The organism is Lacipirellulaceae bacterium, from assembly GCA_040218535.1.
Classification (GTDB): Bacteria; Planctomycetota; Planctomycetia; order Pirellulales; family Lacipirellulaceae; genus Adhaeretor.
Window position 1 is genome coordinate 453,652 of record JAVJRG010000010.1, and the last position, 23,214, is coordinate 476,865.

At 55.7% G+C, this 23,214-nt stretch carries 16 protein-coding genes; 6 read left to right on the forward strand and 10 right to left on the reverse strand.

The window, feature by feature from the left end; genetic code table 11:
- Nucleotides 1–76 precede the first annotated feature (76 nt).
- Nucleotides 77–856 carry a lysophospholipid acyltransferase family protein gene (locus tag RIB44_13875; protein ID MEQ8617658.1) on the reverse strand — a complete coding sequence of 260 codons (780 nt, stop codon included), beginning with the start codon at nt 854–856 and terminating at the stop codon, nt 77–79.
- 122 nt (nt 857–978) lie between these two features.
- Between RIB44_13875 and RIB44_13880 the strand changes: the two genes are divergently transcribed.
- From RIB44_13880 to RIB44_13895, 4 genes are all read left to right on the forward strand, one after another.
- The gene (locus RIB44_13880; protein ID MEQ8617659.1) at nt 979–1,431 is read left to right on the forward strand and encodes a hypothetical protein; all 453 of its coding nucleotides are present in this window, start codon (nt 979–981) and stop codon (nt 1,429–1,431) included.
- Nucleotides 1,432–1,642: 211 nt separating this feature from the next.
- Nucleotides 1,643–3,046, forward strand: a complete 1,404-nt coding sequence (locus RIB44_13885; GenBank protein MEQ8617660.1) for an Lpg1974 family pore-forming outer membrane protein — start codon at nt 1,643–1,645, stop codon at nt 3,044–3,046.
- 356 nt (nt 3,047–3,402) lie between these two features.
- A complete protein-coding gene (locus RIB44_13890; protein ID MEQ8617661.1) occupies nt 3,403–7,644 on the forward strand; it encodes an Ig-like domain-containing protein in 4,242 nt (1,413 codons plus the stop codon).
- Nucleotides 7,645–7,745: 101 nt separating this feature from the next.
- The gene (locus RIB44_13895; GenBank protein ID MEQ8617662.1) at nt 7,746–9,710 is read left to right on the forward strand and encodes an ABC transporter ATP-binding protein; all 1,965 of its coding nucleotides are present in this window, start codon (nt 7,746–7,748) and stop codon (nt 9,708–9,710) included.
- 17 nt (nt 9,711–9,727) lie between these two features.
- On the opposite strand, the gene RIB44_13900 is transcribed toward RIB44_13895, so the two are convergent.
- On the reverse strand, nt 9,728–11,677 hold the full coding sequence (locus RIB44_13900; GenBank protein MEQ8617663.1) for an alpha-L-fucosidase: 1,950 nt from the start codon (nt 11,675–11,677) through the stop codon (nt 9,728–9,730).
- A gap of 434 nt (nt 11,678–12,111) precedes the next feature.
- Here RIB44_13900 and RIB44_13905 point away from each other — a divergent pair, with 434 nt between their 5' ends.
- Together RIB44_13905 and RIB44_13910 are read left to right on the forward strand one after the other, a co-directional pair.
- Nucleotides 12,112–13,233, forward strand: a complete 1,122-nt coding sequence (locus tag RIB44_13905) for a mandelate racemase/muconate lactonizing enzyme family protein (GenBank protein MEQ8617664.1) — start codon at nt 12,112–12,114, stop codon at nt 13,231–13,233.
- 88 nt (nt 13,234–13,321) lie between these two features.
- Nucleotides 13,322–14,548 (forward strand): family 43 glycosylhydrolase, encoded by a 1,227-nt coding sequence (locus tag RIB44_13910; protein MEQ8617665.1) that lies wholly within the window; start codon nt 13,322–13,324, stop codon nt 14,546–14,548.
- A gap of 122 nt (nt 14,549–14,670) precedes the next feature.
- On the opposite strand, the gene RIB44_13915 is transcribed toward RIB44_13910, so the two are convergent.
- The 8 genes from RIB44_13915 to RIB44_13950 form a co-directional block, all read right to left on the reverse strand.
- Entirely contained in the window at nt 14,671–15,576 is a 906-nt protein-coding gene (locus RIB44_13915; protein MEQ8617666.1) for a phytanoyl-CoA dioxygenase family protein, read from the reverse strand.
- 153 nt (nt 15,577–15,729) lie between these two features.
- Nucleotides 15,730–16,095, reverse strand: coding sequence for a twin-arginine translocase TatA/TatE family subunit (locus RIB44_13920; GenBank protein MEQ8617667.1), 366 nt, complete (start codon nt 16,093–16,095; stop codon nt 15,730–15,732).
- A 42-nt stretch (nt 16,096–16,137) separates the two neighbouring features.
- Nucleotides 16,138–16,323: a twin-arginine translocase TatA/TatE family subunit gene (locus RIB44_13925; GenBank protein MEQ8617668.1), complete on the reverse strand. Its 186-nt coding sequence runs from the start codon at nt 16,321–16,323 to the stop codon at nt 16,138–16,140.
- Between the two features lie 317 nt (nt 16,324–16,640).
- Entirely contained in the window at nt 16,641–18,422 is a 1,782-nt protein-coding gene (locus RIB44_13930; protein ID MEQ8617669.1) for a hypothetical protein, read from the reverse strand.
- A 32-nt stretch (nt 18,423–18,454) separates the two neighbouring features.
- On the reverse strand, nt 18,455–18,883 hold the full coding sequence (locus tag RIB44_13935; GenBank protein MEQ8617670.1) for a biopolymer transporter ExbD: 429 nt from the start codon (nt 18,881–18,883) through the stop codon (nt 18,455–18,457).
- A 67-nt stretch (nt 18,884–18,950) separates the two neighbouring features.
- Nucleotides 18,951–19,754, reverse strand: a complete 804-nt coding sequence (locus RIB44_13940) for a MotA/TolQ/ExbB proton channel family protein (GenBank protein ID MEQ8617671.1) — start codon at nt 19,752–19,754, stop codon at nt 18,951–18,953.
- Between the two features lie 20 nt (nt 19,755–19,774).
- Nucleotides 19,775–22,234: a tetratricopeptide repeat protein gene (locus RIB44_13945; GenBank protein MEQ8617672.1), complete on the reverse strand. Its 2,460-nt coding sequence runs from the start codon at nt 22,232–22,234 to the stop codon at nt 19,775–19,777.
- Between the two features lie 142 nt (nt 22,235–22,376).
- Entirely contained in the window at nt 22,377–22,979 is a 603-nt protein-coding gene (locus tag RIB44_13950) for a hypothetical protein (protein MEQ8617673.1), read from the reverse strand.
- Nucleotides 22,980–23,214 lie beyond the last annotated feature (235 nt).

Here is a 23,214-nt window from a genome sequence, read left to right on the forward strand (position 1 = left end):
CAAAAGTCACACATCATTCAACCTAGCATTCATGGCTTACCACAGCTTCCGCGGTTCCTGTCGCGGAGCGACAGGGCTACAGTCCCCACTCACTTCGTTTCGCTTGGATAAAATCGATGATCGCTTGTTGCTCTTCAGCACCGCGGCCTGAAACTTCCAGGGGCGGTCCGAAGGCGAAACGAACTTTTCGATCAGTATCCAGTCGAGCCACATCGGAAACAACCGCACCTAACGGCCAAGCCCAACTGTCGAGGGCCAAAGGGACGATCGGCACTTCGTTGCGTTGGGCGATTTTCACGCCAATCGTGTTGAACTTGGCGGGCACAAACTCTGCCGCCCGTTCACCTTCGGGAAACACAATGACGCTGACGCCGCGTGCTAGCCGCTCTGCAGCTCCGGTAAGCATCGTCTTGAAATCAGCCCGCACATCACTTTGACTTACCGCGATCGGGTCCCGGGATCGCATCACATGCTTAAAGACGGGATACTCAAGCAAAGATTGCTTGATGACGAATGTTGACTCCTTAATCGGTTGAATCAGCCCCGGCAGAACGGTTGTTTCAAGCGTGCTCATGTGGTTGCCAACCACCAAGCAGGGTCCCTCAATCGAATCGAAATGCTCAAAACCTGTAATCTCGAACTTCACGCCAACGCTTTCCAGGGCACGCATCACGGCCAAGCTGCTCTTGGCCCATTCTCCACCGTCGTATTTACCAGCTTTGGCTTTTCTGCCCGCCTTCCAGATAATCCATGCCAGTTTGAGAAAGAACACCGTCGAGGGAAACCAACGTGAGAGGAATGAGACGCGCCTCGGCTGGGTACGATACTCTCCGTCTTGTATTGGCAGTTGCGACATTCTTATCCTGGTGCGAACTCAGTAGCGAGCGTCAGCTACGAAGAACATGCAACTATAAACGATGAATAGCAAGCAAGAAAAGCTGACCGATCTTGAACCGCGAGCCCAACAAGAGAAGCATCATGCCCACTTTTGACTATCAATTCACGGTGAATGCTCCCGTGGCAGCCGTGCACGATTTCCATCGTGACACGAGCACCCTCAAGAAGCTCACCCCGCCGCCCACGATCGTCCAGCTGGGCGAAATCGAGCCACTTGGCGAAGGGTCTGTCTCGCGGTTTACGCTGTGGGTCGGGCCGTTGCCACTACGATGGAAGGCCGTTCACCGCGATGTGGGCCCGCATGGTTTTACCGACGTGCAGGCCGAAGGGCCGGCAAAACGGTGGGAGCACACGCACACTTTCGAGCCCATTTCCGAACAGACCACTCGAATTAGCGAGCATGTTGAGTACGAACATGACGGCGGTTTTTGGGGACTTGTCACACGCATACTGTTTGCCAAGCCCAACCTCTATCTGATGTTTACTTATCGAAAGTTGGCGACTCGCTGGCATTTGAGATCAAAGAGCAAGTAAATGGCACGCAGCTAAGCCACAAGAGGCGGTGGTAAAATGGTGAATTTGAGTCGCCTCTGACACCCCAGCATAACCGGATTGATCCTTGCCAGCCGGATAACCCGAATAGGTTCACATACCCGCAACTTTTCTAGCGGGCTGTCGAGAGGCCTGTGCCTCGCCCCGCAACACGTGCGGCAGCCTGCGTCTGTGAACCTACGAAGGGGAAATCATGAGGACTCGACTCAGAAGGCTGGCGGTGACGTCAGTCGCATTGCTTGCCGTGTTCGCTAGCGGCATCACAGCAGAAGCCCAGAACCGCGGCTATCACAGCGGACTGCTATCAACCAACCGCACGAAGGCTAGCCCAGCCAAGCGGCTAGAAGAGAAACAGCAGACAAGCAACCAAGATAGCTATGGCGAAGCCTCGGATGTCGTCTTTGCTACCGACTCGGGTTCCGAGGCGGTAAATTCACCGTCGTCGGAGTTCGAAGCCGAACAGACGATTTACTCTGATAACCTAGCTCTCTCGCAATACTACTCGCCTTCAGACTGCAACGTGAGTGACTGCAACGGCGGTAGCTGCAGCAGCGGCTATTGCGACATGAACAGTAGCTGTGGCTGCGACACCGGTTGCTGTGAACCGTGCTGCGATGACGCCTGCTGCGATACGGGATGCTGCGATAGCGCTTGCTGTGGATGCATTCCGGAGTGCTGTCCTCCAGGCGCCAAGGCTTGGAAACACCGTACCCGCGTTTGGGGCGAGTTTCTCTACCTCCAACCTGGCGATGCTGATGTGAGCCATGCTCAACAGCAGAATGGACTTGGCGGTGCTGGTACCGTACCTTTCGGAACGATCGGCCGCGTCGACCCGGACTTCGAACCAGGATTTCGCGTTGGTGCTGACTTCAAGTACTCCGATCGTTCAAGCGTTTTCGTCTCGTATACGCAGTACGAGAGTGCCGCTTTGGGCAGCCTATCCCCAGTTCCAGGCAATGGCACGCTCTCGCTGATCCATCATCCAGGTGCCCTGACGACTGCTTCGGCCGGTCCTTTGGTTGCTACATACGACATCGATTTCCAACTGGCTGACTTTGGTGTGCGACGCCTTTGGAAGTGTGGTTGTGACTTCGCCATCAACTGGAGCCTTGGCGGTCGCTATGGTCACCTAGAACAGGGTTTCTATCAGTCTGGAATTTATGCCGCTGGTGTGACAGGACAGGTCGACACCATTAGCAATGTCGACTTCGATGGCGGTGGCGTCCGTGCGGGCCTCGATGGCGAGTATCGCTTTGGGTGCCATGGCTTCTCACTTTACGGCAACGTCAACGTTTCGCCAATGATCGGTACCGTCCAAGCTGACTACACGATGCGAAATGTCACGACCGACCAACTGCTTGCTCTAGCTGTGTGGAAGGACGATCGCTTCATCACCACACTCGACTATGAAGCGGGTATCGCTTGGACTAGTGCCAAAGAGCACTTCCGTGTCTCCGCCGGCTGGAACTCGGCTCACTGGTTCAATGCCGTAACGACCGACTCGTTCATCAACGGGGTTCAGGGGAACAACTACGTTGATATCGACGGCCCCTTGAGCTTCAGCGGCCTAAGCACGCGGGTCGAGTACCGCTTCTAAGCGGCGAAGCCGGCAAGGGGCTTCCCGAGCCGCAAGCTGTGAGGCCGCCGGTTGAAATCCCAGCCAGTCCATGATTTCCCAGAGGGTCCGCACTACCTAAGTGCGGCCCCTCTTTTCGTTTGCGCTGGCTCGTTCGCCTCCCCATACAACTAGATTTATTAGGACAATCACGACAAAACACTTGTATTGCCTATCTTACCTAAGGTAAACTCATCGCCGGTTCTCTGCGGGCAGCCGTAGACCTGATTCTTGGGTCTGCCAGCACGAGGAGAGCCACCCGCGCGCGTCGCCACTGGGGTCGCTCACGGGGAGGGTTCATTCTGTGAGTTCACCTACTTTGCTCGGGGTATGTTGGCATGTCCGCTTTTGGTCGTGGTTGGTTGGGTCGTTCAAATTCTCGTGAGCTAGCAAAAGGACCTCGCCGCAAGGCCGGTCGCGCTGTTCGTCAGCCCGACACGACCAAGTTGGGGGTTGAGCAGTTGGAAGACCGCCGGATGCTGGCGGTGCTGATTGGGCCTGGTGATGATTTCGAAGCGAGAAACGATCAAGCACCTCCGGGTGGGCAAGTCCTCGCAGGTGAACCTGCCATTACCATACAGGACTTTGCCTTGAATGACGGGGCGGGGGATACGCGAGACACTTTTCGCTATACTGCTCCAGTCACAGGTAAACTGCTGATTAACGCTGTTGCCAGCAACTTCGTCGCCAACGAATTCGCGATCGATGTTCAGGATAGTACGGGCGCTTCTCTGCTAGGTGGTGCAGCCCTTGCAAACAATCGAGTTATCCTTCCCATCGAAGAGGGATCACAGTACTGGGTAGTCGCTACCGACACGATCGCTAACGGTACCGGTGGGTTCTACAATGTGGAGTTGATTGCCACTGACGCTCCCACTCCAGCTAGCGTCTCGCTCGACCCGTCTTCTGACACCGGCGTTTCGAATTCTGATAATGTGACCAGCGATAACACACCACGCTTCTTTATTCAGAATGACTTAGAAACGTTCTTAAGCACTTCCGGTGGTACAATTATCGGAGCCATTGATAGTAACAGTGCAACAGGCTACGACACGGAGTTGCTTGCAACGAACTTGGCCACGGGGACCACGACTGCTATTCCGGCGACGAGGTTGGGCTTAAGTGCCACATGGTCAGCCCAAGCCGTAGCGCCTTTGGCTGATGGTGAATACCTCGTTTCCGCTCGCACGCAAGTCATTGATCCAGTAGGTAATCCTGTTGGCTTCTCGCAGCTTTCGGTGCCCATCTTCGTCACCATTAACGCAAACACGGCTCCTATCGTTACGGCAGATCTATTGCCTTCGAGCGATACGGGCATGCTCACCAACGACAACGTAACTAAGATCAATCAGCCTGCGTTCGAGGGCGTTGCTACTGCAGGGAGCACGGTCCGACTTCTCGCGAACGGCATATTGGTTGGCAGCACAGTTGCAGGAAGCGACAGTTCCGATCTGGCCCTGCCGGGTAGCACCGCAACCGATGGGCGAGGGCGCTGGGAGATCACAAGCGAGCCGCTTGCTGATGGAGCGTATGACATCACCGTCGAGGTCGAAGACACTGCCGGCAATGTCACCACCGTGGACCCACAACTGAATGTGGGCAGCGTGACCGATGTGTGGATTGACACGGCTCAGCCGAACACGCCGTTTCTCGATCTGACGACTGACTCGGGACGGAGCGACGCCGACGAAGTCACCAACGTGACTCTGCCGACATTCACGATCACAGCCGACGACACGCCAGGAAACAGCTTCCCGTCAAATCCATTCCCGAATGACCTCAAGTATCGGCTCTATGTTCGTCCTGATGGCAACATCGGTCAGCCGGAAATCTTGATTGTCGATTCGTTCCTCAATCTGGGAGCGTTTACCTCGGGCGGTTTCTTCACGCACACGGTTTCTCTCAATCTGAACAACCCCGCTGGCACGCCGTTTCCAGATGGCGTCCATGACTTCAAACTAGAGGTCGAAGATCGTGCAGGAAACATTTCTCAAGACTTCCTCTTAGAAATTACCGTCGACACGACGAGGCCTCCGGTCGACTTTGGGCAGCCGGCAGTGATAGGTGATGGCCTATTCGACGGCAGTGATACGGGCGTCGTTAGCAACCCAGCGACTTTTGGTGACCGCATTACTAGCGATACAACACCCACGTTGTGGGGCATCGCTGAGGCAAATTCAACGGTCATGCTCTATCACGACACGACCGGAAATGGTTTCTCTGCGGACGATACTTTCCTTGGCCAAACCGTGGCCAATCCTTTGGACGGTAATCTTGCCTTACCCGCGGGATACTGGCAGATCGAATCAGCTCTCGACCTGAAACTCCTCAACGGCGGCGACGGTCGAGTGAACCTGTTGGCTGTGGGAGTCGATGTTGCTGGAAACACGCTGCCCCCAACAGCGACGAATTCTGACGCGCTAACGATTTTCCTCGACACGCAAGGCCCACAGATTGATGCGGTCACCGTAGCAGGTTTCCCCGGTTATGACTTGTTTGACCCGAAGCCGTCGGTTAACGGCCATAGCCCATTGATAAACTCGTTGAACGTCTACATTGATGATTTGCCAAATCGCTTTGCTGCCGACTTCCTCTATAACGCGATCGACTCAAACTCGGCAGAACAAAACGGCATCTTCCAAGTTGTGGGAGATCACGTCGGTCCGGTCGTGATTGATCGGGTCTTTGTCAACAATATTGCTCCCGCCAACGGATTACCTGCTTCGGCAATCGTCACGGTATCTTTTGCAGCCCCGCTTCCTGACGATCGCTATACATTCAGCATACTGGATCAAATCGTTGATCTAGCCGGCAATCGGCTCGATGGAGAATCTAATGCGATTGAACCAACCGATAACCCTGATGTGGGTGTTGTCGGCGATGCGGTCCGCAGTGGCAATGACATTCCTGGAGGGAATTTCGTGGGCCGGTTTACCGTAGATAGCCGCCCAGAGATCGGCTCATTCGTCGCTCAGAACATCAACATCGACACCAACGGCAACTTCATCTGGGACCCGGCAAGTCCGCTGGGTGGTGATGCAACAAATACCGATCTCAAGTTCGTGATGAACGTCGCCGATCCCGTTACCGGTGCGGTTGCACCGGGAGGCTACGGATTGCACGATCTGGTCTTTGCTGGCCAATTCACTAATGGTAACGCCCAGGCGTCAGGCGATTCGTTCGACCAACTCGCAGTATTCGGCTGGTCGGAGGAGCTAGACGGGAAGCGTTGGCTAATCGACACCGACAGCGACGGTGTCGTGACCGATCCTGACGGCATCAATGTTCTTGGCGCTGCAGGTGATGTCATCAGCACGCAGCCAGTCATTCCCGGCTTCAACATTGCAACAGCAATTCCCGTGGCAGGCAACTTCGATGGTAACGCAGCCAATGGCGATGAGATTGGGCTCTACAACGCTGGACAATGGGCGTTTGATGTAAATCGCGACTTTGTCATTTCAGCGGGTGAAGTTCTCGTCAATAACGGCTTACTTGGGCAGCCGATCATTGGTGATTTTGACGGTGATGGCCTCGACGATGCTGGGGTTTTCAACAACAACCAATTCTTCTTCGACATGGCATCCAACGGATTCGCCAACTTCAATGGAAACGCCAATGCCGACCAGACGCTCAACTGGGGGTACCCCGGCGTACTTGATCGCCCCGTCGCCGCCGACATGGATCAAGACGGCATCGACGATATCGGCTTGTGGGTTCCAGGTAATACGGCACAGGACAACCGTCCGATTGCTGAGTGGTACTTTCTGATCTCGAATGATCCGCTTGCGTTCAATCGTATAGCTGGAACGATCAATACGCTGAACCATCCCTTCGAGCCCGTACCTTTCGGAAGCGATCTCTACGCGGAGTTCGGTGATGAGTTGGCTCTCCCAATCGTCGGCAACTTCGACCCACCAGTCACGGCCGACGACAACACTGGCGGTAACCCTGGAACGCAAGGCTCAAACGAGTCCGCCGACTTCAACGGCGATGGAATGACTGACGGCTTCGATTTCCTTGCCCTCCAACGTGGTATGGGACAATCGGAAGCTTCTGCCTCACAAGGTGACGCAAACGGCGATGGCATTGCCAATAGCGAAGACACCTCCATGTGGCAGCAAGAGTTTGGCCAAGGCGCGCCCGCAACTCTCGTAACGTCGGGTTCTGACTTGAATGGCGATGGCACCGTCGATGGCGGGGACCTGAGCCAATGGGACGGCGAGTTCCAGCAAGGCAACCAGGAGGGCGATTTCTTCCTCACATGGCAGCGTGATGCGACTCCTTCCACTTCAACCGTGAGCGCAGCCACGGCAGGTAGTTCGACACTCGACCTGACGGGTGTCACCGGGCTTTCGGTCACTGGAGTGAACTTCTCCGGCGATGCCAGCGAAATCACCGAGGCCGCCTTCGCCACGGTGAATATGGAGAGTAGCTTCGCTGCAGCCGCTCCAACTCTCGCCGCGGCTGTCAGCTCACCGGTTGACGAAGCCTTTGCCGAGTTGGCCGCTGCTGTGGAAGAGTTGGCCGAGGAAGACGAAGGCGAATCGCTTGATTCGATCATCGCCACATTGCTGGCCTGATCAGAAAGTGACCCTTCGGCTTGCTCGCCTGAACTGCTGGTACAGAGCAGTTATCGTCGCTGAGGCTAGATTGTGCATCCGCGGAGTACTACTCTGAGGATATGCACGCAGAAAACGGAAGCACCTCACAGGCGAGTGGCCAGCCTCTCTCTAGCCGCCAGCGGTTCGAAGACTATCGAGCAAGTTTCTCCGCCAACGATCCTCAACAGACTAGTGAGCACGGCCATTCCAACGGTCATCACAGCAAGAAGAAGAAACGCGAGCGTTCTGCCTTCGAGTTACTCCGTCGATTTCTCTTAATCATCCGCGATCATTGGGGCAGTTTGGCATTCGCCTTAGCGACGCTAACAGCCGCCACCATCCTGGCTTTAATTCCCCCGGCTGCCACCAAGTTTGTTGTGGATAATGTGCTCGGAGAGAAGCCGCTGCCTGAGTATTTTCCGACTTGGGTGCCACGCGACCCTTGGCCGCTGCTGGTGACGATAATCGTGAGCGTGATTGTGATTTCCCTGCTCAAGATCGTCCTCCACATTTGGGGGCGTTGGCATGCGACGCGGATCACGAAGCTCACCCAGCTGACCGTCCGTAAGCAAGTTTTCGATCAGGCGTTAAGGCTTCCGCTCCACAGGGTTCAAGAATTGAAGTCCGGCGGAGCAGCCAGCGTGCTTCGCCAAGACGCTGGGAGTGTCGGTGAGCTGATCTTCGGGATGATCTACAACCCCTGGCGGGCGATCATCCAGCTCTTGGGGAGCATGTTGATTCTTGCCTTTGTCGATTGGCGATTGTTGCTGGGAGCGCTGGTTCTTGTGCCGCTGGTTTACTACTCGCATCGCACCTGGATCAGCCGAATTCGTCCCCAATTCCGCGGCGTGCGTGCTCAGCGCGAGGAAGTCGATGCGCTCGCGACGGAGTCCTTCGGCGGTATGCGCGTGGTGCGGGCGTTCAGTCGTCAGCGGGCTGAAACAAATCGCATCATGCGAGGCAATCACTTACTGGGTAGGCAGGAACTGTTCGCTTGGTGGTGGATGCGTGCCGTAGAAATCGTTTGGGAAGCACTCGTGCCCATCGCTTCCGGAGCCCTGTTGCTCTATGGCGGGTATCGGGTGCTTCAAGGCGAACTCAGCCTTGGCGATCTGATGATGTTTCTGGTTTACCTGCTGATGCTGCTTGGCCCACTTGCCGTGCTAGCGCAAAGTGCGGCCGCTTTCCAGAATAGTCTCTCAGGTTTTGACCGAGTGCTCGACCTGCTCGACGAACCACGAGAAATGCAGCCAGTGGCTACAGAAAATTTGGCAGAAGGGAGAAAGATCCGACGCAAGGAGTTTGTAGGGTACCTAGCCCTTGAGAATGTGAGCTTCCGATACCCCAACTCGGAGTCTTTTGCTGTGCAAGACGTCTCATTGGAGGTAACCCCAGGCGAGACAATTGCCTTGGTCGGACCGAGCGGTGCCGGAAAGACCACGTTATGCAACTTGGTCGCTCGCTTCTACGACCCGACAGCAGGTCTCTTGAGGCTCGATGGACGCGACTTGCGCGAACTCGACGTCGAAAGTTATCGCTCGCTGATCGGCATCGTCGAGCAGGATGTTTTTCTCTTCGATGGCACGATCGCGGCGAATATCGGTTACGCAAATCGCAATGCTGGGGAGTCAGAGATTCGCCGGGCAGCGGAGATTGCGAACGCCCTTGAGTATATCGAAGATTTACCAGAAGGATTCGCTTCAATTATCGGCGAACGCGGCGTCAAGCTAAGTGGAGGACAACGGCAACGGCTGGCCATCGCCCGCGCAGTGCTTGCTGACCCTTGCATTCTCATCATGGACGAGGCGACAAGCAATTTGGATACGGAGAGCGAACGAATGATCCAAAGAAGCTTGCAAACAGTCACCCGTGACCGCACCTGTTTTATCATTGCTCACCGGCTAAGCACGGTCGCTCACGCGGACCGAATTGTCGTTTTGGAAGGTGGCCGCATCGTCGAAATAGGAAATCACGCCTCGCTGGTGCAGTCCGGGGGCCGCTATCGTGAAATGGTAGAGCTCCAGACAAGGCCTGCCGAGTCGTGAACCGTGCTGGGCTGAGCTTACTCAACGAACTGAACGTCCGCCCAAACCGCGTGGTCAGAGTTCACACCGTCGCCACCGTCGGTGGTAAGCAGTCGGATTTTCTCGAGACCAGGAAGAAAGTCGACCTTGATAGGAAGCCCGGCTGATCTTCCCGTCAGACGCGGGCTTTCGTAGAGCGGTTGCCACTCTCCTCCAACGAAACCCTGCACTTTGAACTCAGCGGAACCCTTGCCCGCAGTGAGATCGTCGATTCCTATGATCGCTGTCAGGCCCTTAGCATTAGGGAACTCTGTCAGATCGAAATCCGCAAAGGCTTGCTTCGTCGACTTCACCGGGCAAATCATGAGCCCCCGATCGAATTTCTTCTCGCGAATCGAGATCTCTCGCCCTCGATAATTCGTATCGCGAAACACGCCGTTGTGCGCCGTCTCGGCAATCGTGTCGACACCACTCAAGTAGGGGTAAGCAGCGGAATACTCACGCTTGATTGGTGGACAATGAAATACCTGAAAGCTTCGCAACTCCACCGGATCTGCGACAGACTCCAGGCAGCGAAATCGGAGGCGGTTGGTCACGATGGTCTTCACGCGATCGATTTTTTTATGGCCAATCGTTTGATAGCTAGGATTGCCATTGTACGGAGGCCAAGCGACGACTTTGTTACGCGGCTCTAGCGGATGCCACTGATCGTCGACGTAAGCTTCAAGCGAGTACTTCACGATCTTTTGCCCGTTGGCAATGTTTTCCATCGTTACGATCGTGTTGATCTTCGTTGGCTTTTCCCAACGCAACTCGACGATCTCGCTCTGCGGTGGTGCCTCCAATTCTGCGATGGGAGAGGAGAAACGATTTCGAATCTCATCGCCCAGCGCCTTCGCAGCCGCTTCAATGTCATTGGGAATTAGACCGCGTGTGTCGGGTGGCAAGTTGATAATCGTATTCGCTCCCAAACCTACCGTGCGATAATAAAGATCGACATGTTCCCAGGTTTTGCGTGGGTAGGTTTTCTTCACGTCATCAGGATGCCAGAACCAGCCTCCGTAATGGAATGCTGAATGTGTCGTGCACTCCCTCACTCGCCAGTGGGTGCCGAAGGGATGACCGGCGAGGACATCGGTTTCCAAGAGTCCGTAATTGTTCTTCACAGAAACATCGGTCTGCGCCGCTGCCGGCCTTGTATATTTCGTCCCGTCGATGGTCTTCACGGCGTTCCACATCGGGTAAACTACATGCCCCGTTTCGTTTCCCGGGACCCAGGTATCAGGCCCCATCATGACCATGTTTGGTTGGAGCTCTTCTGCGAGGTCCGTCACCGCTCGCCAGACGCCATCGGGATCCTGTGCGTTCCAGTGATCAGACCACATGAAGTCGATCTGTCCGTAGTTAGTCAGTAGCTCGCGAAATTGCTCGACTTGAATCTTGTTGAAGCGCTTCCGCAGAGTTGGATCTGCCCGAAACGCTTTCCCGATCGTTGCTCCCCAAGTGGTCGTCCAATCGAGTGGCGAGTTGATCTCTCCCTGATAGTCTTTCAATGCCTCATGCGCGTTGAAACCGGCAGTGTGGTAGAGTCCGACCTTCAGGCCATGCTTCCGACACTCCTCCGTGAACTCACGGACAAGGTCGCCCTGGCCATGCTGATAAGGGCTGTTGGCGATCGTGTAATCGGTTGTCTTTGAAGGCCAAAGGCAGAACCCCCCTTCATGGCGGGCGGTTAGAACGGCATACCTGGCCCCCATCGCTTTGGCGGTCAGGATCCATTGTTCGATATTCAGTTCAGTGGGATTAAACTTCGAAGGCGGCTCTTGCCCATCCCCATGTTCTTGGCCAGTGAACGGGTTGAGACCGTAGTGAAAGAACGCCCCGACCTCCCAATCGGCGAAGGCGATCTGCTTTGCCGACGGCCTTGCGAGTCGTTGAGACTCATTTATTGGGTCAGCGGATGCTCCGGCAGAGAGAGCTATACTCAAGGCAGCTACTATTCCCGCAGGAATGAATTGCTTCATGGCAGAAGAAAAAGACGACATTTCGATTGGCAACGCAGGATTGGTTGGTGGGCGAGGTTGGTGAACGGAGCATTATTAGCTCTATTTCACCCTGAAAAATAGAAAATTGACGTAGAGCCCATATTGGCTACAATATACAGATGGGCAGCGGCGAGTTAGATTACTACTGCACCCACTTGGAATCGCGTTGGAGTCTTGAAGGATTAAACCCAGCATTATTCGAGTTCTCCTGGTTCAGGTGACCGATATTGTTTTCTAGCCCATCTGGGGGTGATGAATTCAATACCGAGGTCAGCCGCTCCCTCCCGGAAAACCCGCCCTCGTGCACTTGAACGACTCCTACCGTGACACCGATGCTCTTCACCCTCGATCTATGAGACACGACGGTCCGAAAATTCATGAAGATTTCGTTAGTACAAACTGAGCTCTATTATATTCCTCTGCCAGAAGTACTCACCGATGCCATGCATGGTGAGATGAAATACTTCTCCCTGATTGCTGTACGGATCAAGACAGATTCTGGTGAAGTAGGCGTTGGCTACACCTATACTGTCGGCAAGCAGGGCGGCACTGCTGTGCTAGCGATGATCCGGGATGACTTGGCACCGCTGCTCGAGGGACACGACCCTCGGCGGAATGAGTTGCTCTGGGAAAAGATGCAGTGGCATCTCCACTACGTCGGTCGCGGCGGCATTGCTTCGTTTGCGATGTCGGCTGTCGATATCGCCCTGTGGGACCTTAAAGGCAAGCTCTCTGGAGAGCCGCTCTGGCGACTGCTTGGTGGACACGACAACAAGGCACGGGTCTATGCTGGGGGCATCGACCTTCTACTCACCATGGACCAGCTTGCTCGTCAAACGGACGAGAATCTGGACCGTGGATTCCGTGCCATCAAGATGAAGGTCGGCCGCGAACGGCTCTCCGAAGATGTCGAGCGTGTCGCTGCCATGCGGAAGTTATTGGGCCCAGACCTGCCGCTCATGGTGGATGCCAACATGAAGTGGACCGCTGAAGAAGCGATCAGGGCTTCGCACGCATTTGCCGAGCACAACGTCTATTGGCTGGAGGAGCCTGTGATCCCGGATGATATCGCCGGGCATCGCCGCGTACTTACCGAAGGCTCGCTACCAGTGGCCACAGGTGAGAACCTGCACACCATCTACGAGTTTGAGAAGATGATCGCCGGCGGGGGAGTCTCCTTCCCTGAACCTGACGTCTCGAACATCGGTGGTATCACCCCTTGGCTGAAGGTTGCCAAGCTGGCTGAGGCTCACAATCTTCCAGTAACAACCCACGGCGTCCACGAATTGCACGTTCACCTTCTGGCTGCCGTCCCTAATGCTTCTTTGCTTGAGGCCCACGGGTTTGGGCTCGAAGGTTTCTTGCATGAGCCGGTAAAGATCGAAGATGGCTGGGCAACCGCCCCAGATCGTCCAGGGCACGGCGTTGATTTTGATTGGGAAAAGCTCGACATCCACCGCGTGGATATTCATAGCCTCCCCAAGATTATGTCGACCTAGTCAGCCTTCGTGATTGCCCAATGCCTTGGAGGGCTCTTCATCCCGTCGGCAGGCCAGTCATCAACTCCCCCTCTAGGAGAAACAAGCAGTGAAAGACTCGCTCTTGTGTCGTATTGTTATCCCTTTAGGCATCTCGCTCTCTTTTCTCCTAACCTTCTCTGATCAAGGTTTTGCGCAAGTGGATAGTAGCCACGAAACCTCAATGGAGCTCACCGACGAGGTGATTGACGACCTTGGGATCTCCAACCCAGAGAAACTGAGCGCTGCCTCGAAGCGGGCAATCAAATGGCCGAAGCTGGGAAATGATTGGTACATCGAATTTGGACAGGTACACGACCTCAAGGGAGATCTGGCGTATGAAGAAGGCGTCGTGCGACGCGACCCCAGTGCTGTCCTTTTCGAAGATGGAAAGTATTACGTTTGGTACTCGCGAAGCACTGGCCCAAGCCAAGGTTTCGGGGGCAACATCGAAGTCGACAAGGTCTTCCCTTGGGATCGCTGCGATATCTGGTACGCCAGCTCAGAAGATGGTTGGACCTGGAAAGAAGAAGGACCGGCGGTCCTACGCGGCGAGAAAGGGAGCTACGATGATCGGTCGGTTTTCACCGTCGAAGTAATGAAGCACGGAGGCAAGTACTATCTGTGTTACCAAACGGTGAAGTCTCCCTACAGCGTCCGCGTAAAAAACCAAGTCGGGCTCTCCTGGGCAGATTCGATTCACGGCCCATGGACCAAGAGCGAGGAGCCGATCCTTAGCCCTGCCGACAACGGCATCTGGAAAGGCGAGGAGCAGAACCGATTCAACGTCGTCAAGAAGGGCGACTTCGACAGCCACAAAGTGCACGACCCTTGCATCCTGCCCTACAATGGCAAATTCTACCTGTACTACAAAGGCGAGCAGATGGGCGAGAAGATCACCTTCGGTGGTCGCCAGATCCGTCACGGCGTCGCGATAGCGGACAAACCTGAAGGTCCCTACGTGAAGTCGCCCTACAATCCGATCAGTAACAGTGGACACGAAGTCGTCGTCTGGCCGTACAAGGGTGGCATCGCATCGCTCATCACAACTGATGGTCCTGAGCGGAACACCCTGCAATGGTCCCCCGAGGGGATCAACTTCGAGATCCAAGCTCACATCAAGAGCGCCCCTCACGCCATCGGCCTAAATCGCCAGTTGGCCAAGAATGATGACCCGACGGCAATTCTGGGCTGGGGGCTGACCCATCAGTACCGTTCGTGGGATTACCAGCACATCCGACGCTTCTCCTCACGTGCCGTCAGAAACCATGTCGCCAAGGGCGAGAAAGCCAAGTAGTCGTTCTTCGAATGTGCTTTAAGGAACGAAGGAAAAATAACTTCTCCATAGTCCCCTCGCCCCTTTGGGGAGAGGGCAGGGTGAGGGGGTAAGAAAATACGGAAGTTATTTTTCCTTCGTTCCTAAGCACCCACCTGAACGGTCGCAGGATCGAACAGCAGCGGAAAGAACTGCCCGCCCAACGGCGTCCCCTTTCCAAGGGCAGGCGTACCGTTGAGTAGTGGCTCCTCAACTTGACACTCCACGCCATCGCGCACAACGTTCATGACGACGGCACGACGCGGGCGATCGGTCTTGTTGGCGAATGAACCGTGAACCATCAACGGGTGGTGGAAGCAGCACTCGCCTGCCTTTAAGTTGGTGGCGATCGGGTTCTGGAACTGCTCCCATTGCTCGGCACTCAGCACATTTTTTAGACCATCCATATCGCCCGCCAAGTCGGTTGTGGGTAGCAGCTCCCAGCGGTGACTCCCTGGAATGTAATGCACGCTGCCGTTCTCCGCATTGCTATCATCAAGCCCAATCCAACAGGTCAGATGTGCCATCGGCGCGGTGCGCGTCCAGTACGAGTAGTCTTGATGCCAGGCGACAACGCCCCCGTGCTTTGCTGGCTTGCAAAACAATTGATCGTGCCAGAACCGAACCGCTCCCTCGAGTAGTTGGCTCGCGGCCATCGTGAAGCGGGGATTCCAGAGCACATCGTGAAAACCTGGACGAATCCGCCAAGAACCCAACGCATGAAAGAGCACCTGATCGGGGTCAGACGACTCGTTCGTGTGGTACTCATACCAAAGCTCGTGGCCCGCATGACCGGGCGTGAAAAACTCTTCGAGTTCTTCTCGAAGTGCTTCGACCTGCGTGTCATCTAAAAGCCGAATTCCTTGCACGTACCCGTTCTCGTGAAAGAATTCGACCTGCTCGTCGGAGAGGCGGAACTCTTCCCATTCCTTGGGCTCTTGAGGGATACGGAACAGATCACTGACCAGCTCGTGTCGCTCAGACAAGTCTTCTACAAACGTATTGCTCACGCTCGAGGTCCTTTATCCCAAAGCAAAAAAGAAAGAGAGAGGAGGTGTTTTAGCTTAGACAATGCCGGGGCTTGCAGAAAGCCTCGGATAAGGAGATTCCACACACAGTCAGCGGGGCTTTTCTAGATCCAGAACTTTCCTAGAACACTATCGCTAGACATTCGCATCGCGGACTTCGGAGTCTTCCTTCACCACTTCAGCCGAATCGACAGCATCGACTTCTGGCTCGTCCGCAGCGGCATCCTCGTAAAGAGAGTTTTCGTCGAACGGCTCTTCGCGAAAATCGGGATGATATTCAAGCCGTGGTGAATCGGGCTCGGCATTGAACGCATCTTTGAATTCGTTCTGAACGCCCGTGAGATTGCGTCGCAACTCGCTGAATGTCTTTCCCCATTCTTTGGCAACTTCAGGCAGTCGGCCACCGTAAAGAAGCAAGGCAATGACGCAAACGAGAAGCATCTCGCCTGGACTGGGACTCCAGAACGCCAAAAGTGGCAGGGCTGGTTCAACAAGAATCATTCAGAGCTACAGAGGGTCAGGGGTGTTGGAGCAAGAGGTGCACTACGAAGCGGGGGGATCTTCATCCTTGTCTTCGATCTTCTTGCTTTCGTCACCCCCGCTGACACCCTTCTTGAATTCAGTAATCCCTTCGCCAAGCGAACGCATCACCGAGGGAAGGCGGTTGCCGAAGAGCAGGAGAACCACGAGACCAACGATCAACATCTGTGCAGGGCTAACTCCAAACATAGCAACCTCTCATTCGCCTAGCGATGACGCAGCTAGACCTTGCGGCGAGCGGGCAGCCCTGACAAACAGGCAGGTGCGAAACAGTCATAAATCCCGCGGTGGTAATGGTTTCGAGAATTTCTCTCGATCAGCTTCAATTTTACTGTGGCCAAGGGGCAAGTCAAACGGGCCTCATGCTGACAACGTCTTACGGAAAAGCGTTTTGAACCACGAATTGGGCAAATAACACGAATATTCCGTAGCGATGTTCACCAGAACGTGGATTGATCCGGCAATCAGTGCATCCACCGTCTGGCGACGGTGGCTACCAGGGATCGTCACCGTCGACCGCCGACCCTCCAACCACGAGCTACTGCCGCTGGCTCTACCGGTGCGTACCTGTAGTAGACTTCAAGGCAAAGGGCCGCCATTGCGGTCGTGTACACTCGGCCGCCGTAGCCGCCCCAGACGGTATCGGCAGACCAACTGCCATCGTCGTTTTGTGAGGTGAGCAATTCGGCCACCAAGGCGTTGTTCCACTCGATCCAAGCTTGACGCTGCGGGTGATCGTCTGGCAGTTCGACAGCGGCCTGGGCATGATGCAGAGCGAGCGTTGCGTAGTACCAAAAATACAAGTTCTGTTTGCCTCGTCCCGGCACGCTTCTCATTAACGACTCCGTCGCTTCGGTAGCAGCTTGGCTGGCAACTTGTCCGCGGTAGCGAGCTGCGATCGACTGACGGCAGAAATAGGCCTCCGCGGTCATTGTCCGTGAAGGCCGACTGAACGGTGTATAAGCGGCAAGCCCGCCGGCAGGCCCCCTACGAACACGTCGTAGAAAACGTTCAATCCGTGTCCAGGTGGTTTCGGGAATGTCGATCCCCGCAAGTTCAGCGCTCTTGAGTGCCATCAATTGCCAGCCCAGTTGGCTGGTGTCTCCCGCATCGCCAGGGCGATAACGCCAACCCCCATCCACCGGATGTTGGGCAGCCAGCGTGTAGCTCACGGCATTGCTCGTTGCTGGCAACAGATCGGGATCGTCGGTCATTACGAGTGCTTCGCTCAATGCAAAGGTGGCCATCGCGTGGCAATAAGTGCGAGCAAATATCTTGGCATCGCCGTAGAGCGCGCCATCAGGTGACTGTTCACGGCGGAGGTAAACGAGGCCCTTCCCGATGCGATCAGCATACGGCCCCTGTTGGTGGGTATGCCCTGAGCCCAAGAACGCCAATAACGCCAATCCGGTGACCCCGGTATCGCCGCGGCTACCTGCTCCCTGACGGTTGTGCCCTAAAACAACACGCTCGACGCCGCCGCCATGCCGTGAGGCGTCCCAGCCGCCATGTTGAGCTTGCGCACCCGCTAGCCAAGCGAGCGCTGACCTGACAGCCCGCTCGCTGGCCTCGTTCCCGCCACCGCGGGCGAGCGCCTGCTGACGATTCTCTTCGCTCCGATGACGATACTCTGAGGGCAAAGAGCGACGAACAACGCTCGCTTGCTTCGTCTCCCTTTGCTGAACTTTGGGCTCCGCACTTTCCCTCATTGGCTCGACAGATTCGACTGGTCCGACTGGTTCTTCGACTGGCGCTGGTTCTTGCGCGAGTAGGATTTCTTGCGGCAACGGCTCGGGAGGAGCGAGCAGCGGAGGTGGCTCAAGTGGTTCCGCCGCAGTTGCTGTGGGTGAGGGCGGAGACACTTCAGGCGAATTGAAGACTTCTTCCACCATTTGCTCGATGAGTTCGTCCATCGGCGACTCTTCCGGCTCTTCAACCGGCTCGGGGAGGGGCGTTTCCGGAGGAGCCACAAGAGGCGGGTCGGCGGACTCTTCGCAGGCGAGCGGCGGGTCGAGCGTCTCCTCGTGGCTTTCGGTCGGACGATTCGGGCACTCGATGGCGATCGCAACCCGAATTGGTTCTTCGGGTCCCGATCCGGCCGAGCCCGAGACAATCCGCACCGTCATCGCAAAACAAGCGAGAAGAACATGCACCCAGAGCGACAGCACGGCACATTTTTTCCACGCGCGAACCTCGCGCCAGCGCGTACGAAACAGCACGACTAAAGCGACCGTGATTGCCGCAAGCACGCTCCAAAGCGCGATCCAAGCTGTAAAGTGTGAGAGCATGAAGGCAAACTCATCGTGGTGGCTTCAAACGATCACCTAGGAGCACTGGCATTGGAGGCCAGCTTGACGCTGAGATTCACATTCGTAATCCGCGCTTCTTTGCAAGCGGCAAGTGCCTCGGCAACATTCTGATAGAGACCGTCTCCGGCACCACGTATGACAACACTCAAAGCCGGGTACTCTTCTCTCGCTGCGGCCAATTGTCTAGTCAGTTGGCCGGCATCGACCTCTTCGCCATCAAGGAGGATTTGGCCGCTAGCGAGCACAACCACCTGCCGAGCTTCCGGCTTCGCAGTCAAGGTCTTCGCTTGACTCACCTCGGGGAGTTGCAGCTCGATGTCGCGTTCCAGCTCGGTGAATTTCGTCGCCACCATAAAGAACACAATCAGCAAGAACACCACGTCGATCATCGGCGTGAGGTTTAGCTGAGGCTGCTCGTCGTGTTGTGTCTTTAAGGGCATCGGTATTCTGCAATTTGATTGAAACTCAACTCCCCGCTTGCGGCTTAGCTGCTAGGTGGCTTACCTGCTAAGCAGCTCTCTTCTTCGTGGCCTTCCCGCGCGATGGCCTGCTCTTGCGGTCCTCCAGACCTTCCGCAGAAATAAGATTCACCAACTGCTGACCGTTACGATCGATCTCCATCGTCAACATGTCCACCCGACCGACGAAGAACAAATAGAGAATCAAAGCTGGGATGGCAACGAACAGTCCCGCGGCTGTCGAGAGGAGGGCACCACTGATTCCGCCGGCCAACAGCTCGGGCCGACCCATAGCAGAACTGCCTGCGATAGCGTTGAAAGCTTCCATCATTCCCCAAACGGTACCCAACAGTCCCATTAGGGGACAGACAGTCGCCACGCCGTTGATCACACGGAGGAACTTTCGCATCTGATTCGTGGCACGTTCCCCTTCGTCGATCACGGCCTGCTCCACCTCGACGGCGGGCTTGCCCCACTTGCGTACCGCGGCTTCGAAAACTTCGGCGGTAAGGCTGTGGTTCTCGCGACAGCGACGAAGGGCTTCCTCACGACCGAGTGCGTCCTCTTCGATTTGCAGCAGGAAACGCTCAACAAACAATCGGGGGGAAACCCGACTGCGCCGTAAGCTGAGTGTCCGTTCGAAGACGGCCAGCATCAGCACGAACGAACAGGCGGCAATTGGCGCAAGCAACGGACCTCCGGCGAGAAGCATCTCCCAAAGGCTTGTCGTTGGAATCGCTTCTGCCGCTTCGGTCGCCGCTTCTTGGGCGACGGCGCGATTTGAGTTGAGGAGTACGATTGCGGCGAAACCGAAAGCGTAACGGCTGAATGTTTTTGTAGTTGGCAAACGCATGGTGCGTGCCTCCGCCTTTGTTATTCGATTCTCTGTTTTCTTGAAGCCATCTGCTGCTGAGTCCAGCGAAGCCTCGCTGCTAATTCACTGCTTGCTTCGATCTCGGAATCCTGCTCTAGCGTCGTCTTGTAGAACCTTTGGGCCTGATTCCACTCTCCGAGCAATTCTGAACACTTGCCGGCCTGCAACGCGGCCCGAACTCGCCACTCGGGAAAGTCGTACTGAGCGATCACTTTTTGGTAAGCGTCACGAGCCAGATCATACTTCTCTTGGTGAAAGAACGTTTCGCCAATCATCCATTGTGATCTCGCGGCGGTCTCCGTATCGTCGGCCAGAGCGTTATCAAGCACCGCTTGATAGGACGACCGTGCCTCACTCATTCGACCTCGCCCAGCTAGCGCGCGGCCGACCAAATAATCTGCCTCGTGCAGTAAAGGAAACTGCGGGTGCTCCGCTCGGAATCCTGCGAGCATACTCAGCACTTCTTGCCAGTTCGACTGCCGAGCTGCGATTTGTGCGAGCCTCAAAGGAGCCATCGCAGTCCACACAGCCTGAGAACTGTGAGAGCGTCGGTCTACTTTCGAGAACGCCTCTTTGGCCTCGGCATCATTTCCCAAGCGATACTCCGATTCCGCCAGCCAGAACTCAGCGGAGAGCCGTAGAGGGCCCTCAGCGACACTTGCGATCTGGCCTGCTGCATGATCTCGAACAGCGGCCCATTCCTTTCGTTTTGCGTGGCCGTGGATCAAGCCTTCACGCGCATGCTGCCGCAACTCAGTCAGGCGAGTGCGTTGACGGTCGAGCAGGTTCGCTTCGGTGACCTCTGTTTCGAGGATCTCTCTCAAAAGCTTCAGCGCGAGCGTGGAATCTTGTTGTGAAGTATGCATCTTCGCTAGACGAAAGCGAGCCTCTTGAGCAGGCAGAGTCTGTGGTGACTCGGTAATGATGTTCTGGTAATGCTCACTCGCCTGCCTGTGACGTCCCGTGCTTTGATCAAGCTGCCCGAGGGCGAGACTCGCCGGCAGATACTGCGGGTTGGCAGGACCTTGGGCGACGCATTGCCCAAAGCACTTGCGTGCCGCTTCAACTTGGTCGAGCAAGGTGAATAGCTTCGCTTGTTGAAAAAGTGCTTCACCGACGGGTTGATCAATCTCTTGGCAATACTCAATGAGTTGCCAGTAGGATGCCAGTGCCGCGTCATAACGCGCATCACGTTGATGGTTGATCGCCTCGACGAGGAGTCGCGCTTGAGTCGAAGCCTGGTCCGCCACCTTAGAATCAGCGTATGGACTGCCGGGGTATTCCTTTCGAATGCGCTCGATCATTTTGCCTGAGCCAATCAGATCGCCCTCGGAGGCCGCCATCTGTGCTAGCGCCCAGAGAGCATCATCGTGCCATGAATCGGTTCGGGTATCAGCGAGTTCGGTGGCAGGACTCGCGAGGATGCTCTCGAAGAGGCGCTGTGCTTCATCCTTCTGCCCAGCTCTGCGATACGATTCGCCGGCATAGTAGCTGAGATGGATTCGACCTGGCAGGAGCTTGGTAGCTTCGGACAACTCCTCGGCTGCCGCTGCCCAGTTTTCTAGCGCGTAGTCCGTCAGCCCGCGGAGGGTCAGCAATTCGGCGTAATAGGGTTCGCCCGAATCGAGATCGGCAGTGAGCGCCAGGATCGGCTTGTATTCAGCGAGCTTCCAATGAGACCATCCAGCGATCACCTTCGCCTGCTGACACTCCATTGCGTCAGGGAATTGGCTCTTTAGTTGATCGACCGTCGCGATCGCCAACGAGAAGTCTTGCCTGGCGAACTGCGCTCGCGCGATGGTTACCAGAGCGGCACTTGCCAGAGGGTGCTCCCTCATTTTAGCCAGCGGCGCAACCACTGCGATTGCTCCTTCACCTTGGCCTAGCTCAAGAAGCGACTGCGCTAAGGCAAGCCTTGTCTGTGACGCGATTTCGTGTTCGGGATACTCTTCGAGGAGCTTACTAAGAGCGAGACGAGCCTTGCTCCAGTCCCCGCGAGCTGCGGCGGACTCTCCGACAATCAAGTAGGCGTAGGGCCTGTAAACGGACTCTTCTTGCCACTGCAAGAACGCAGCAAGTTCTCGCTCGGCGACTTCAGTATCACCGGCCCGCGAAGCGGCCTCTCCAATTCGAAAGTGCGCATAGCTCCTATACGGCTCCGAGGAGTCCTCACTCACCAACTTACTGTAGCGAATGGACGCCGCATCGGGCTTCCCAAGCTGGACTTCACACTCCCCGGCATAGAATTGCGCGGCTGCTCTTTCGCTCGGACCCAAGGGCTTCGTCAAGCAGAATTCAAAAGCCGCCAAAGCCTCAGTCCATTCGCGAGCGGCGTAGTGAGAGGTTGCCGCGGCAAAAGAGTTAGAGTTCGGCGTAAACGAATCGGCAAGTACCCCATTCACCGCGCACGAAACATGCAGCAAAAACAGCAAGCATCGTTTTTGGGACTGAGTTCTCATTACGCTTCGTCCTAGCCGCTGCTGTTGATCGGCAGGTTGCTTATGCAAACAGACTTGCTGAACCTTCCTAACTGGGAAGATTCAGCAAGCCGCTGTGAGTTTCTTTCGTATCGGTTATCAAGCTCGCTCGCTGACGCGATCTTTAGTAGACGGGGTTGCCCGTGTCCACGTTCCCGACCATGTGGAGGTGGTTATGATCCACATAGATCACCTCTCGCGCGTCTTCGTCTCGCAACGTATGAGGGACTGGCCAGCCAATTCGGCGAACGTCTTCGTAGTAGATCGTGCACTTGTAATGAGCGTGGTGCTGTTGTGCAGGACCAATCATTGGGTAGACGCGTGGCGGATCAATGTAGTCGGCGATTTTTTCTTTCACGATGCGAACATCATTTCGCTGACGCTCCCAAAGGAAGGGGATGCCACCCTCAACTGGCTGAGCCTTTTCGAGTGCTCGGATGACCTCGTCATCGGACGGTGGGTCCAAGGCAACAATGTCGCCCGAGGTCAGAGGCCCGAGGATCGGAGCACGTTCGTAGCGTTCATGCTCCCAGAAGGCGTCTTCCCGCTGCTTCTGCTTGTAGACACTTACCGGCGTTGGGATCGCAAAGATGCCCAAGCTTGGCCCGGCCGAAGTGAGTCCCCAAAAGCATCCCGTATTGCTCAAGCAGACGAAGACCATCGCGGCGGCCAGGCCCCTTTGAGCGAACTTACGAGCAACGAGAGTAGAGCGGTTGGTGCTGTCCATCAAACAACCTACGATTCTTGTGAGTCTTGGCTTTGTAGTCTCTGACTACTCTTTACAAGGGCCGAACTCTAAACTGAGCCCTGCCACTGTGATTAGTTATCGAGATAGTCTGGGCAAAACTTGCGGGATATTCGGATTATTCCGAATATTCCGCCAAGCAGTTGCTAGCATCGCTCAGAACGCAGTGCTGATCACGGTGCAAGCAACGCGGTTGAACCTCGCTGCCATCAACACA